At 40.1% G+C, this 14,821-nt stretch carries 15 protein-coding genes; 5 read left to right on the top strand and 10 right to left on the bottom strand.

The features are described from left to right. Window positions 1-99 precede the first annotated feature (99 nt). The 3 genes from ACTHJT_RS15050 to ACTHJT_RS15040 all read left to right on the top strand — a co-directional run bounded on the left by ACTHJT_RS15050 (window position 100) and on the right by ACTHJT_RS15040 (window position 3,351). The gene (locus tag ACTHJT_RS15050; protein ID WP_440239667.1) at window positions 100-834 is read left to right on the top strand and encodes a LytR/AlgR family response regulator transcription factor; all 735 of its coding nucleotides are present in this window, start codon (window positions 100-102) and stop codon (window positions 832-834) included. A 110-nt stretch (window positions 835-944) separates the two neighbouring features. Continuing rightward, on the top strand, window positions 945-1,520 hold the full coding sequence (locus ACTHJT_RS15045; RefSeq protein ID WP_440239665.1) for an RNA polymerase sigma factor: 576 nt from the start codon (window positions 945-947) through the stop codon (window positions 1,518-1,520). A 4-nt stretch (window positions 1,521-1,524) separates the two neighbouring features. Continuing rightward, window positions 1,525-3,351 carry a c-type cytochrome gene (locus ACTHJT_RS15040; RefSeq protein WP_440239663.1) on the top strand — a complete coding sequence of 609 codons (1,827 nt, stop codon included), beginning with the start codon at window positions 1,525-1,527 and terminating at the stop codon, window positions 3,349-3,351. A 53-nt stretch (window positions 3,352-3,404) separates the two neighbouring features. On the opposite strand, the gene ACTHJT_RS15035 is transcribed toward ACTHJT_RS15040, so the two are convergent. Continuing rightward, window positions 3,405-4,763 (bottom strand): DEAD/DEAH box helicase, encoded by a 1,359-nt coding sequence (locus tag ACTHJT_RS15035; protein ID WP_440239661.1) that lies wholly within the window; start codon window positions 4,761-4,763, stop codon window positions 3,405-3,407. Window positions 4,764-4,992: 229 nt separating this feature from the next. Between ACTHJT_RS15035 and ACTHJT_RS15030 the strand changes: the two genes are divergently transcribed. Beyond that, a complete protein-coding gene (locus ACTHJT_RS15030; RefSeq protein ID WP_440239659.1) occupies window positions 4,993-5,223 on the top strand; it encodes a (4Fe-4S)-binding protein in 231 nt (76 codons plus the stop codon). 161 nt (window positions 5,224-5,384) lie between these two features. Here ACTHJT_RS15030 and ACTHJT_RS15025 read toward each other — a convergent pair whose 3' ends face one another. The 8 genes from ACTHJT_RS15025 to yidC form a co-directional block, all read right to left on the bottom strand. Continuing rightward, entirely contained in the window at window positions 5,385-5,600 is a 216-nt protein-coding gene (locus ACTHJT_RS15025; protein ID WP_440239657.1) for a DUF3820 family protein, read from the bottom strand. A 43-nt stretch (window positions 5,601-5,643) separates the two neighbouring features. Continuing rightward, on the bottom strand, window positions 5,644-6,255 hold the full coding sequence (locus ACTHJT_RS15020; protein ID WP_440239655.1) for a DUF2238 domain-containing protein: 612 nt from the start codon (window positions 6,253-6,255) through the stop codon (window positions 5,644-5,646). 123 nt (window positions 6,256-6,378) lie between these two features. Then, window positions 6,379-7,887: a signal peptidase I gene (gene lepB, locus ACTHJT_RS15015; RefSeq protein ID WP_440239654.1), complete on the bottom strand. Its 1,509-nt coding sequence runs from the start codon at window positions 7,885-7,887 to the stop codon at window positions 6,379-6,381. 2 nt (window positions 7,888-7,889) lie between these two features. Continuing rightward, on the bottom strand, window positions 7,890-8,609 hold the full coding sequence (gene dapB, locus ACTHJT_RS15010) for a 4-hydroxy-tetrahydrodipicolinate reductase (RefSeq protein WP_440239652.1): 720 nt from the start codon (window positions 8,607-8,609) through the stop codon (window positions 7,890-7,892). A 49-nt stretch (window positions 8,610-8,658) separates the two neighbouring features. After that, complete coding sequence (locus tag ACTHJT_RS15005) at window positions 8,659-9,279, bottom strand: DUF5683 domain-containing protein (RefSeq protein ID WP_440239650.1); 621 nt, start codon at window positions 9,277-9,279, stop codon at window positions 8,659-8,661. Beyond that, entirely contained in the window at window positions 9,279-10,211 is a 933-nt protein-coding gene (locus ACTHJT_RS15000) for a ParB/RepB/Spo0J family partition protein (protein WP_440239648.1), read from the bottom strand. Before ACTHJT_RS15000 ends, ACTHJT_RS15005 begins: the two co-directional genes overlap by 1 nt. Window positions 10,212-10,233: 22 nt before the next feature. Then, a complete protein-coding gene (locus ACTHJT_RS14995) occupies window positions 10,234-11,010 on the bottom strand; it encodes a ParA family protein (protein WP_440239646.1) in 777 nt (258 codons plus the stop codon). A gap of 502 nt (window positions 11,011-11,512) precedes the next feature. Then, a complete protein-coding gene (yidC, locus tag ACTHJT_RS14990) occupies window positions 11,513-13,369 on the bottom strand; it encodes a membrane protein insertase YidC (protein ID WP_440239644.1) in 1,857 nt (618 codons plus the stop codon). A gap of 308 nt (window positions 13,370-13,677) precedes the next feature. Here yidC and ACTHJT_RS14985 point away from each other — a divergent pair, with 308 nt between their 5' ends. Further along, window positions 13,678-14,118, top strand: coding sequence for an SRPBCC family protein (locus ACTHJT_RS14985; RefSeq protein WP_440239642.1), 441 nt, complete (start codon window positions 13,678-13,680; stop codon window positions 14,116-14,118). Window positions 14,119-14,201: 83 nt separating this feature from the next. On the opposite strand, the gene ACTHJT_RS14980 is transcribed toward ACTHJT_RS14985, so the two are convergent. Further along, the coding region (locus ACTHJT_RS14980; protein ID WP_440239640.1) for a gliding motility-associated C-terminal domain-containing protein at window positions 14,202-14,821 on the bottom strand (620 nt) is incomplete at its 5' end.

Genomic DNA, 14,821 nt, shown 5'->3' with positions numbered 1-14,821 from the left:
GGATCTGATTTATCCGGGTGCCTATCAGATGCAAGCGGAGATTGTTGATGGTATGTATGTAGCAACATTGCAGATAGCTTATAAAGAGCAGGTTTGATTATGAATGCAACGCAAAAGATAACATGTTTAATTGTAGATGATGAGCCAATGGCTTTAAGTCTGATGGAAGATTATGTAAATAAGATTCCGTTTCTGGAGTTGAAGGGGAAATGCAGTAATGCTTTTCAGGCTTTGGAAAAAATACATGAAGAAAGAATTGATGTAGTGTTTCTGGATATTCAGATGCCTGAACTGAATGGTGTGGAGCTTTCACGTACATTGGGCAAAGATACGCGTGTGATTTTTACGACTGCATTTGATCAGTACGCGCTGGAAGGCTTTAAAGTGGATGCGCTGGATTATTTATTGAAGCCATATAATTTTGAAGAGTTTTATGCAGCAGCGGTAAAAGCGAAAGATTGGTTTGAACTATTTAATAATGCGCAGAAAAATCAGGGCAAGGAAGAATTGGAATATATATTCGTTCGTTCAGAGTATAAACATTTGAAAATAATTTTAGATGAGATATTATATATTGAAGGGTTGAAGGATTATGTGAAGATCTGGCTCGAAGGACAAACGAAACCGGTGCTGACACATGCCAGTTTGAAAAAGTTGGAAGAAGAATTACCGGTGAGCAAATTCATGCGTGTACATCGTTCGTATATCATTGCCTTGAGTAAAATTCAGGCGGTTGAAAGAAGTCAGGCAATCATTAATTTTCAATACATCCCGATTGCAGATCAGTTTAAACAGGAGTTCCAGGATTTTATCGGGCGTAATTCACTGGAATAGATAGACTAAGGTAGGTTTTAGAACATTTTTTTAATTCTTTAAAAATAGTTGATCTTTACGTGTATCTTTTTTGATCTTTCTGGTTATAGGTACGAATAAAGAGATAAACTATGATTCCTTTGTCCCCATACCATGTATCTGCGGAAGCGATGGAGCAGGAACTTCAGGTTATTGAAGCTTCTAAAAAAGATCCCTCGGCGTTCCGACCTTTGTACGAAAAGTACCATGAGCCCATTTTTCGTTATATCTATCAGCGCAGCGACGATAAGAATGCTGCCTTTGATATTACCCAGCAGGTATTTATAAAAGCACTGATCAATCTTCCCCGGTTTACATTTAGAGGTGTGCCATTTTCTTCCTGGCTTTACCGCATTGCTAAAAGTGAAGTATATAAAGCGATTGGAAAAAATAAGGTGCAGCGCACCTTGAACATAGATGTCGACGGCTTGAAAGAATTACTGCAGGAAGCAGAGGCTGACGAGTCACTGATCAGTAAAGAAAAAAGTTTAACCCAGTGCATGAGCCAGCTTCCGGAAGCAGATGTGCAATTGGTCGAAATGCGTTTTTTTGAAAGCCGTGCCTTTAAAGAGATTGGAGACATCCTCGAGATGACCGAGAACAATGCAAAGGTGAAAGTATACCGCATTCTGGATAAATTAAAAAAATGTATTCTGGCAATCCGATAAAACCATGAAGAAGATTAAAATAAATATAGATCGTGCGCCGGTATCAAAAGAAGAGATTGAATCGAAGCGCAACTTTGAACAGGTATTAAAACAGGTGATGGCATATAGCAAACCATTCTACCAGACAAATTTATTTTTAAATAGTATTCTTGTAATTCTGTTTGCTACGGTTGTTGGTTATACAGTTGTAAAGTTGAATGAACAGGTACAGGAAGAAAAGACTCAGGAAAATAACGGGTATGTGCAGAAGCCAACAGCAAAAAGAATCGGTTTAACAGATTCCCTGCAGACACAGGAGTTTGTTGTGCAGATTGATCGGGATACTGTTCTTAATACTGCTGAAGGAGCTGTTATAACAATTCCCGCAGGAACTTTACAGGCTGCTGATAAAAATGTTGTGCTGGAGGTAAAAGAAGCATACACCATGGAAGCTATGATACGTGCGGGGCTGACTACGAAGACCGGTAAAGAATTCCTGAGCAGCGGCGGGATGTTTTACATACAAGCCAAAGATAGTGCGCATGTTAAGATCGCTAAACCACTGGCGATAGATATACCAGCGGAAGAGGTTGATACAGAGATGAAACTGTTTTCCGGACAAAAAACTGCATCGGGCAGAATAGACTGGCAGAATCCGGTCGAGTTGAAAAAGGAAACGCCTAAAGTTGTTTCTGAAGGTGAACAGTTATTCAATAGTAATTGTAAAAGTTGTCACCGATTAGGAGAAGATGCTGTAGGACCGGATCTGGCTTATATCGGTCAGCGGAGAGATTTTGACTGGATTGTACGATATGTTCATAATAGCAGAAGAATGATCGATGGTGGTGGTTGTGCTGAGGAGACTGCTGGTGCATCAGTTAATAGCGAAGCTATTGTGGATTATTCAAACGATGCTTTTGCTGTTTGTTTATACAATGCTTACAACAAAGCTGAAATGACATCTTTTTTAACACTTAGTGAAAAAGATATTAAAGCAATTTGTAATTATTGTAATGATGAAAGCAAACGTTTGAAACTATCATATCCCAAAGATGAGCTATATATCAATTATCAAAAATGCAAAACGTATAAAAAGGTGATGGCTGACTTGAACGCAAGGAAAACAGCCTTGGAAAATAAACGTGCAGCTAAGATCGTTGATAATGGTCCGTTTGTAAAGCAGGTTGATCGATCGATGCAAATATTACGATTACCGAATAATGTTGCAAGTGTGAGCAATAGTGATCGGAAATCTTATGTTTATCCAGCAAATCAACTGGCAGAATATTATCAGGTTGAAATCAATACCTTTGGCTGGTACAATATTGACAGGCTTGCAAAGGATGCTCCGGGAGTAAAGGATTCAAAACTGATTGTTCAGCTTGCGGATTCACTCGCTAACAAATTCCAGATCTATTTAGTAATACCTGATACTAAAATTTATGGTGCAGGCGGCTTGTTAAAAGATAAGAAAGATCAATACGGTTTTTACGAAGATGACGGAAGTATAAAATTGCCGCAGGGTAAAACAGCACATGTATATCTGGTAGGCGAGCAAAACGGACAATTACTATATGCGGCCACTACCTTTATAATTGATACATTCAATACATTCCGTCTGAATCCCGCGTTGATTTCAAAAGAAACATTTAATGCGGAAATAAAACAATTGCTGCAAACTGAAGGCATGACGGTACAAGCGAAGGACTCTAAGAATGCTGCAGTGATCCGTAAAACAGACACAGAGTTGGATGCGTTGAAAGAAAAAATTAAAGAAGCAGAAAAATTGAAACCGTCAGATTGTGATTGCGGCTGTAAAGATGAAGCAGATTATGTATATAATGCAAATTAAATAAGTCGTCCCGTCCCGATAGCTATCGGGATGGGACGACTTATCTATCAATACTAGTCTCTTTTTTTAGGCTGACCGTCGGATTTGTTTGCACCCGGTGAAGAAGCGTTGCGCCTTCTGTTAGGTTTGCGTCTGCCGCTGCTTCCGCCGGGTTTATTTGTATTTCCATTTGGTCTGTTACCTGTATTGCTGCTGTTCGGATTGCCAGCGTTTTTCGGCTTAGAGGACGACGGTCGTTGTTGCCTACCACCTTGTGGTGTCTTAGGCGGATTATGATCCATCAATGGATACGCATGCTCATCAAGCACCGGTATTTTTTTTGCAATCAGTTTTTCAATGTCTTTCAGGTATGCTTTTTCTTCCGCATCGCAAAAAGAGAATGCCGTACCGTTCGCACCTGCTCTGCCGGTACGGCCAATGCGGTGTACATACGTTTCCGGAATGTTTGGCAGATCGTAATTGATTACATACTCCAGATTATCTACATCAATACCGCGCGCTGCAATATCGGTAGCAACAAGGATACGGGTTGTCTGTGCCTTAAAGTTTGTCAATGCTGTCTGGCGCGCATTCTGACTTTTATTTCCATGTATGGCTTCAGCTTTGACGCTGTGCTGTGCGAGCATCTTTACCACTTTATCAGCTACGTGCTTGGTGCGTGTAAACACCAGACATGTTTTGATCTTTGGATTTTTCAGTACATCAACCAGCAGACTGTTTTTGTTTCCACGGTCAACGAAGTACACAAGCTGCTTGATCGTATCTGCTGTAGAAGATACCGGAGTAACTTCTACTTTGGAAGGGTTCACCAAAATGCGGTCGGCGAGTTTAACAATTTCTGGGGGCATGGTTGCCGAGAAGAACAGCGACTGGCGTTTCTCGGGCAGTGCAAGCAACAAGCGTCGTACATCCTGTATAAAGCCCATATCAAGCATCCTGTCGGCTTCATCCAGTACAAATATTTCAATTTTTTGCAGGGAGATAAAGCCCTGGTTCATCAGGTCCAGCAGGCGACCTGGGGTGGCAACCAGTATGTCGACACCATTCTGTAAAGCTGTTACCTGTCTGGATTGGTTTACACCGCCAAATATCACTGTAGAGGTTAAGCCTGTGTATTTTCCGTAGGCATGTAAGCTTTCGCCGATTTGGATAGCCAGTTCGCGTGTCGGGGTAACGATTAAACAGCGAATGGCTCTTTTGCGGTCGTTATTCTTCTTAGCGCTGAGCAGCTGAAGGATCGGAATAGAAAAGGCTGCGGTTTTACCGGTTCCTGTCTGAGCACAGCCTAACAGGTCGTTGCCTTTAAGAACGAATGGTATAGCCTTAGCTTGAATAGGAGTGGGACTTGTATAGCCTTCTTCTGAAACGGCTTTCAGGATGGGATCGATTAATTGTAAATCTTTAAATAACATGTGATAATAGAAGTCAGAATCTTAAATATCCATGTATTTCGATCCTGTAATATTAAATGAAGCTGCAAGATACGATATAATATGCTGGTAATTGGGATTCTGTAATTATTTGAACAAAGCAGAAGATAAATTAATGGGATTATCTGAAGAATAACGCTTCATTGCCTGTAGAAGCTGTTTTATATTTAGTCAGGAATGTATACTTTTAATCAGAACTTTGTATAGAATTATGAAAGATATAACCAAACATTATTCAAACGATGATATCACAATCGTTTGGCAACCGTTGAAATGCACGCATTCGACCTTTTGCTGGAAAGGTGCTACAGGCTTGATCAATGTATTTGACCCGAGCAGACGTCCATGGATCACACCGGAAGGCGGCACCACCGAAGAAATTATCGAACGTATCGAACGTTGTCCGTCTGGCGCATTAAGTTATGTTCGCAAGGATGTCTGAATTTGGATTTGCTGGATGAATGGAAAAATGTGATTCTAGTATCAGTTATTTTATTAAATACTTAAACGATACATATTAATGACCGATGCCATCGTTTTAAGCGATGGCATCGGTGTGTATAACCAATTCATAATTCAGAACTCATAATTTATAATTAGGGACTACTTCTTCAGCGGCTTCAACAAATCTTCCAATCCGTTCAGTTTGATTTCATACATGGTTTGCAGCAGCATACCGAGCTTACCATCCGGGAAACCTTTGCGCTGAAACCATTCCAGGTAGCTTACCGGCAGGTTGCATAACAGAACACCTTTGTACTTGCCGAAAGGCATTTGCATGGAAACAAGTTCAAGAAGAAATTGAGGATTAGGCTGCATAAATTGTAAAATTCCAAATCACAAATAACAAAAAACAAACAAATCAAATGTTAGTAGCGGCGATATTTTTTATTTGTTTATTTTGAATCCCTGAGAGTAGAACTAGTGCCGTAATGGCGCCGATTGTAGCGTAAAGCATGTCTGATTGTGTGTCCCATACGTAGCCTTGTGTACCCAGAAACGCATCGCCGGCTTCTCCGCTGAAGAGTGATACAAACCATTCAAGTAACTCATAGGCCGCACTGATGGCCATGCAGATGCATACAACGATAAAATTCAGCCAGCCATTTTTTATGATTACTTCTTTACGGATCAATAGTTCGCGAATGATTAATGCCGGTACAAAGCCTTGAGCAAAGTGTCCTACTTTATCATAATTATTCCGGGTTTGGTGAAAGGTGTCTTTCAGCCAGTCAAATGCCGGAACTTCCGCATACGTATAATGGCCGCCAACACAAAGGATACAGGCATGTATGCATATGAAGGTATATACAAGCGGGGTGAAAGGGAAAGAATTTCGGGTAGCAATTAAGATTACTGCACCGATGATTGCAGGAAAGACTTCGAGTAGCCAGGTAAATGTTTCCCTGGGTTGTATGCCGGACCATACGAGAACAGTAACAAACAGCAGCAGTAATATAGATGGGTATTTCATAAGAAGGTACTAGTTACTAGTATTTAGTTGCTAGACAAAAAATGATATTTAGATTATGTCCAGAATATTGAAAGGATCAATACTCTGGACATTGTCTGGTAACTAGTGCCTAGCTACTAACATCTATTTAATCATTTTAAATGAGCGGTTCCAGCGTACACGTTCTGGGAATGAAAGCTCAGAATCGAGTGATAGCCATACCATCCAGGCTTTACCCACAATATGGTCTTCCGGTACAAAGCCCCAAACACGGCAATCAGAAGAATTGTGCCTATTGTCACCCATCATGAAATAATAATCCTGCTTGAATGTATATTCAGAAACAAGTTTACCATCGATTTTCAATTTGTCTCCTGCAAGTTCAACCGTTTTATCGCCCTCGTAATTTAATATCGTTTGTCCGTACATTTCAACCATGTCAGCATCCAGCTTAATGGTTGCGCCGGCTTTAGGTACCCACAACGGACCATAGTTATCATTTTCCCAATAGTGTGTTTTACGTGCAAAAGGGAAGAGTGCCTGAGTCTGTTCCAATTCATTCCATGAAAATGTCTGAATGGAATCAAATGCTTTATTCTCTTTTAATTTTTCAACGGTAGAAGCTGATAATGATATAAAATAGCACATGGTATTCCCCATTGGCTTGGGTTCATCGAAGAAGATATCATACGCATGAATTTGATATTTCACTCTATATCGGTTAAACGTTTGCGGAGACAATTCTTTTCTAATAAAACATTTATAAACGTGCTGCATTTTAGGAGGATTTGCAGCCGCTTTTCCGTTAATGTACACCTGTTTGTTCACTATTTTTAATGTATCTCCCGGTATAGCGATACAACGTTTAATGTAATTGGTCTTTAAATCAACCGGAAGATCGAGCTCCGCTGGATAATTAAAAACGACAATGTCATTATTCTTGATTTTTGTAAATCCCGGTAAACGGAAGTAGGGAAGACGGATGGCATCGCTGAATGATTTCATATTGGTTCCCCAGATCTTTTGGTGTGTCAGTGGGACCTGTAAAGGAGTAATTGGCATACGTGTTCCGTAAGACAATTTATTTACAAATAAGAAATCGCCCACCATCAGTGTTTTTTCCATGGAGCCTGTTGGAATTGTATAAGGCTCCAGCCAGATCCAGCGTACGAATGTTGCTACAACGATTGCAAAAGAAATAGAGTCCCCCCATTCCTGGTATGAATTTGTGTAAACCCGTTTTTCTCCTTTCGGTTGTTCAACTTCCAGCAGAATTGTTTTAGCGATTTTATCATGTATACCGCGTCTTTGTTTATCAATAAAGATAGATATAATTACAAACGGCCATAAATAATATTTAATCAAAAAGCGTATGGCCAATTGCTTTGCTGTAGGATCTGCGCCTTGTTCATCGCTCTTTCTAAGAAACATACCCATGATATCCTGTCCGGGCGTGAAGTGCATGTATTTATGAAATACGATATCATATACAATACCTAATGAACCAAACAGCAGCCAGTTTACTATTGTCGGTACTTCGGAAAAGAACGGAAGTGCATTGGTAATAATAATTAATACAATGATCAGTAATAAAAGATCGATGGTATTGTATTGTATTCTTCTGAAAAAAGAAGGCGGAACAAGATTCTTCATGCTTAACTGATTTTTAGCAGATCATTCATGCCAAACACACCGCGGTTTTTTGCGGTCCATTCAGCAGCCATAACAGCGCCTTGAGCAAAACCTTCTCTGCTGTGTGCAGTATGTTTGATTTCGATTGTATCAATAGGAGAGTCATAAAACACTGTGTGTGTACCCGGCACATCGTCGATACGTTTGGAGATGATTTCCAGTTCGTCATCGTTTTCAGATTCCTGGTTCACCCATTTTGTTTTAGAAGAGTTCTGGCTCATCAGGCCTTCCGCTAAGGTAATAGCAGTACCGCTTGGCGCATCTTTCTTTTCTGTATGGTGGATCTCTTCCATTGACACTGCATAATCAGGGAATTTTTTCATCAGGCCTGCAAGTATTTTATTCAGGTGGAAGAAAATATTCACGCCGATGCTGTAATTCGAAGCATAGAAAAAAGAACCATTGTTCTGACGGCAGATCTCGTCCAGTACCGGTTTCTTTTTCAACCAGCCGGTAGTACCCGAAACGATCGGTAAATTATTTTCAAGACAGTGGCTGATATTTGAGAACGCACTTTCAGGTTGTGAAAATTCGATTGCAACATCAGCAATTTGGCCATTTAGGTTTTTAATTTCTTCTTTGTTATGAACATCAATGATAGCAGAAATGGTGTGACCTCTTTCTATGGCAATACGCTCAATCGTTTTGCCCATTTTTCCATAACCTATTAATGCAATTCTCATAGGTGAGTAGGGTATTTAATTGTAATGTAAAACTTAGGTAGTAATCCGGTTATTTAAGCCTTAAAGAAAGGGTTAAACCTGTTGCAAGATGGGAATAATTCGTCGCATAAAAAAGTGGCTTGACCTTAAAGCTCAGGTTCTCATTCACGTCAAACTCCTTCAGGTGGGCATCCACGTAAGCATCCACAATATTGAGGGCATAGATTCCTGAGAAAATAAGGATATTCATATACATGTACCTGCGGGCATCGTCGCTTAGTGTGTTTAATTGAGTTGCCGATAAAGTTTGCAGGTTATAGCCGTGGTAATTATTATCCAACCAACTACGATCTTCATTATTTTCTGCCATTTTAGCTGCTTTAGAAAATTCGCCGAGTCTCATGAAGTAATCATGTCCAAGATAGGCCGTTACTCCCAAACCAACCCATATGATCGGGGTTTTCCAGTATTTTTTGTTGTAAATCTGGCCGGAACCGGGGATGACAGCAGAGAATAATGCAGCCTTATTGGGCTCGCGGTTCATAATCTTTTTATTGGCTAGTTCCTGTTTGGTAGGCGGAGGTTCGATGGTATCTGATGGAACCGGTACAGTTTGCTGTGGCTGCTGAGCCAACGTGGGTACAGCAGCCACAGTAAGGAATAAAAATAATACGAATGAAATGAGTTTCATTAGAAATTCAATATCTCTAAGATCCTGTTTAAGTCTTCTGCAGATACAAAAGGAATTTTAATTTCACCTTTGAACTGTTTGTCGCTCTTAACCTGGATCTTCGTGCCGAAATGAGAGGTTAATTTATTCTGTAAGCTTGTAATTTCTGCATTGGCAGCGGTAGAAGGTTTTGCTGCAGCAGTTTTGCCATCGGCAGCAGGTGCTGTAGTTCTGTTCTGCATGTTGCGTACCAGTTCTTCCACGGCACGAACAGATAATTCTTCACTTTTGATTTTATTCAATACATACAACTGCTGTTCAACATTTTCCAGGTTGATGATGGTGCGGGCGTGGCCCATGGAGATGATGTTATCTCTAAGCGCAACCTGCACATCCGGTGGAAGTTTTAGCAAACGCACATAATTGGTAACCGTTGAACGGTTTTTCCCAACGCGGTCGCCCAGTTCTTCCTGCTTTAAATTACACTCTGTAATCATGCGCTGGTAACTGATCGCGATCTCAATAGGGTTCAGGTTTTCACGCTGAATGTTTTCGATCAGGGCCATTTCCAGCATCTGCTGGTCGTTGGCTGTGCGGATGTAAGCAGGTATTTTTGTTAAGCCAGCCAGTTTGGATGCACGTAAACGACGTTCACCGGAAATCAGCTGATAGGCTGTAGGTGATAGTTGTCGAACTGTGATCGGCTGGATAATACCCTGTATTTTTATGGATTCGGATAATTCCTTTAAAGCTTCGTCATTGAAATGAGAACGCGGCTGATAGTTGTTTACTTCTATCTGGTCAACGGGAATTTCATTCAGGTTGCTTGTTACAGCAGCGGCAGTTTCAGCAGAGGCAGCTTTGCCTTTTACTGAATCTGCATCCTTTAACAAGGCGCCTAAACCACGGCCCAATGCATTTCTTTTTAAATTATTATTGTTGTTGGTACTCATTCTATCCTTTGCTCTTTAAACCTTATGCCACTACAATGCCATTACGAACCAATACTTCCTGTGCAAGGCTCATATAACTCTGGGCGCCTTTGCTTTCAGCATCATGCGCAATAACAGGCAAACCGAATGAAGGAGCTTCACTTAAACGGATATTTCTTGGAATAAGTGTTTCAAAGATCAATTCTTCGAAATGTTTTTTAACTTCATCTACTACCTGGTTTGATAAACGCATACGTGAATCAAACATGGTCATCAGAACGCCTTCGATACGCAGTTCCGGATTCAGATGCTCCTGGATAATTTCAATGGTAGACAATAATTTACCGATTCCTTCAAGGGCGAAATATTCGCATTGTACCGGAATCAATACAGAATCTGCAGCTGTTAACGCGTTAACGGTGATTAAACCCAATGAAGGAGAACAATCCAGGATGATGAATTCATATTGGTCCTTGATTTTAGCCAAGGTGTTTTTCATTCTGAATTCTCTTTCTTCCAGGTTAATCAATTCGATTTCCGCACCGGCAAGGTCAATGTGAGAAGGTAATAAATCCAGGTGATTGATTTCCGTTTGAATAATTAATTCCGCAGGGTCGAATCCTTCCACCATACAATCATAAATACCACGTTCAACGTCTCTTGGGTTGATACTTAACCCGGAAGAAGAGTTTGCCTGTGGATCTGCATCAACTAAAAGCGTTTTATGCTCCAGCGCCGCCAAGCTAGCCGCTAAATTGATCGCAGTAGTTGTTTTACCAACGCCGCCTTTCTGATTCGCAATCGCAATGATTTTACCCATAAAATTTGAAACTGTTTAGAATTAAACGAAATCCCGGTTTTTTATTATTTCAGATTATACAAAGATAACATCTTATTAGATAGCGGATGGGTGTCGAAGTTCGAAGTTACCCTATTGTTATCAAGAGTAAATGTGGATAACATGTGGATGCAGATACGTAATCGGCATGCTGATAACGATTTAGCCTGAATGTTTATCAAACATACCAACATTTGAAGAATGACACTGCAAAAAAGGATTTTAATTTCCGGATAGAGCTGATATCTGTCACAAAGTTTTACTGATGTGCTTAAACCGTTGTCTAAAGACAACGGCAATGAAGCCGGACCTTTCTTAATTGGAAGAATTGTCGCATTTCATACAGTCACATTATATAATCAGCAATTTATAAAGTAAAAGCCAAAGAACATCATCAATAGATATCCTTTGGCCTTTTTTGACTTATCGTCTTTGTACTATGTACTCCGTACTTTCTAGTATCTATCGCCTAGTACCTAGTTACTTATTTTTTCTTGGTGTTATTCTTGAACTGCTGTTGCTGCTCTCTTTGTTTCATGGCTTCTTCCATACGGGCCATAAAACGGTTCTTTTTAGGAGCACCTGAAGCATCCCCGCTTAAGTTCCGGTCTCTTGCAGCTTCTAATTGTAAACGCAGCTGACCTTCATCTACAAAACGACGGATCACTAACTGCTGAGCAATGGTTACTAAGTTTGAAACAAAGTAGTAGAAACTTAAACCGGCAGGGAAGGAGTTTAATACAAATAAGAAGATGATCGGCATGGCGTATGACATGTATTTCATCGGACCGGTTACCGTACTTACCTGGTTATTTACCCAGGTATAAACAAGAGTAGAGATAGTCATTAGTAAGGTGAACATACTTACATGTGACCCATAGAAAGGAATTTCAAATGGTAGTTTTGCAAACTCATCATAGCTTGATAAATCGGTTGCCCACCATAACGATTCACCGCGGAGGTCAATCGCATTCGGGAAAAAGCTGAACATCGCAAGTAGGATTGGCATCTGAAGCAATACCGGGATACAGCCGCTCAACGGGTTAATGCCGAATTGCTTATATACCTGCATCTGCTCCATCTGGATCGCCTGCTGGTCATCTCCGTGTTTTGCCTTCAATTCATCCAGTTCAGGTTTCAATGCTTTCATTTTTGCCATTGAAACAAATGATTTGTAAGACAACGGTAATAATACCGCCTTGATCAACAACACAAGAATGACAATGATTAATCCAAAGCTGCTGAATACACCTTTCAAGCCGTCAAATACCGGGATTACCACAAAGCGGTTGATCCAGCTGATCAATGGCCAGCCCAGGTTTACGTTCTTATGATATCCTTCAGCAACTTTTTTACAGATTTTGAAATCGTTTGGTCCGAAATAGAAAGAATAAGAAGCCTTACCAGTCAATACACCTTCCAATGGAAGCTGTACCTGGGCTTCAAGCGACTTGATAAATTTTTCTGAATTCGCAGGTGCATTTGGAACTGCGCTGTACATCGGATAAGAAGTAACCGTTGCAGAAGGAATAGCGCTTCCTTCGCGCACAATAAAACCACTGTTGAAGAATTTTTGTTTTAAAGAAATCCATTGAACGTTGGAAATGGTTTCTGTTTCTCTGTCTTTAGATGCTTCAGTTAAATCATCAAAGCCATCTTCGGCCTGCATGAAATTTACCGTTGATTTATCACGGGCCAGTTTCGCATCGTATTCAATACGTTCAACCTGCTCTCTCCAATCAAGTGTTAACGGCAGGTTCGGAAGCTCCGAGCCAAATCCGGATGCTTTCAGATTATAATCCACGGTGAAGCCTTCTGCTCCTAAAGTATATGTATGCTCAATGGTTTTGCCATTGCCGGCATCTGTTTTAAACGTCAATACCTGTTTGTCGCCTGCTTTGGTTTCATAACCGGCATAATATAATTTATACAGGTCTACAGGTTTTCGGTTTGTATTTATGATAAGAGACAACTGATTGTTTTCTTCATTGAATAAAAACAATTGCTTTTTATCCCAGGTAGAATAGTTTTTAAGTAATACAGATTTGATCGTACCGCCCTTTGTTGAAAGCGTTACAACTACATCTTTGTTTTCTAGTTTATACTCTTTTGCTTCACCGGTCATGGCAGCAGCGAAGTCGCCGTATTCTCTCTGGTTCTGGGCCTTAAGCGCCGTATCGGCCTGTGCCGAATGAGCTGCTGCAGTATCTTTTTGAATGGTTTGAGTAATTGCAGGAGGTGTTGCAACAGGTGTTTCCGGAGTTTGTGTTGACATAAAGCCGAAATAGCCAAACATCAATAAGGTAATTAAGGAAATACCTATAATCTGATTCTTATCCATTAGTAATTTTAGTAGTGTTATCTTTAAAACCCTGCAAAGATACCATTTTATATATGAAATGTGTTCTTCAGTTCAGATAAAATATAGTCCGGCTGGTTAAATGTAATATTTTGATAATGAGATTTTTGTTTTTACAGATCCATGTTTTTACGATACAGGTAAAATACAATAAGCCTGATTTGAACCAGGGTAGATTTGCATTTTGAATGGTTTGGATCAGGTGAATTTTCGGTGTATTGTATAACATATATACCGTGTATTTTTTATAATTTATTAAGACGAATGGAAACAACTTAAAATTTAATCCTATGGAAAAAAATATAGATCAGCCGGTTATTGTTGAAAGGACGTTTAATGCACCTGCCTCAAAAGTATGGAAAGCGCTTACGGATAAGGAGGAAATGAAAAAGTGGTATTTTGATTTATCCGAATTTAAAGCCGAGAAAGGGTTTGTGTTTCAATTTTCCGGCGGACCTGAAGACGGCATTCAATACGTACATGTATGTGAAGTTACCGAGGCTATACCCGAAAAGAAACTTACCTATAGCTGGAGGTATGAAGGTTACGCAGGAAAATCATACGTGACGTTCGAATTATCTGGCAAAGAAGATCAAACGTCAGTAAAGTTAACACATACCGATATTGATTCTTTTCCTGAACAACCTGATTTCGCAAGAGCTAATTTTGCTGCAGGCTGGGATCATATCCTTAATGTATCGTTAAAGGAATACCTGGAAGGAAAGAAATAATTTCTTCATGCAACGAAGATATGGGTATAAATAAGCCGGATCATACATGGTTATTTTTGTATGATCCGGCTTATTGTTTTTTATTATTTAATGATTTCAACCCACCCTGTATAAGGCTCATTATACAAACTGTTATTGAGTTTGATAATGTAGAAATAAGTTCCGTCAGGTAATACTTGTCCGTTGCGGTAGTTGGTGCCATCCCAGTTTTTTGAAAATCCTTCTGTATGCCATACAATATTTCCCCAGCGGTTATATACATCAATGACAGCATGCGGGAATTTATCAATATTATAAATTGCCCAGTTGTCATTAACTCCATCACCATTGACGGTAATTACGTTTGGTATAACAATCGGAGCAACAACAAAAACAGTCATCTGATCAGTAGAGGAGCACATATTGTTTACATCGCTTACTGTAAGGGTATAAGTTGTGGTTTGTGTGGCAATCAAATGGGGATTGGCAACGGAAGGGCTGTTTAATGAGCTGCCTGGCGACCAGCTGTATATGCCGCCTCCGCTGCCATTCAGTGTAACAGATTCTCCCAGGTTTGCAAATACATCATCTCCGGCATTAGCTATTGGAGTAGCTAAGACTGTTAATGTTACCAGTGAGGAAGTAGTGTTGCATGTGCCGTTATCTTCGGATATCGTATAGCTACCATTCTTGGTGGCTGTATAAGTTGCGTTTGTAGCTCCTG

It is taken from the genome of Cytophaga sp. (assembly GCF_051961495.1).
Lineage (GTDB): Bacteria > Bacteroidota > Bacteroidia > Cytophagales > Cytophagaceae > Cytophaga.
This window is presented reverse-complemented; position numbering and strand designations above follow the sequence as displayed.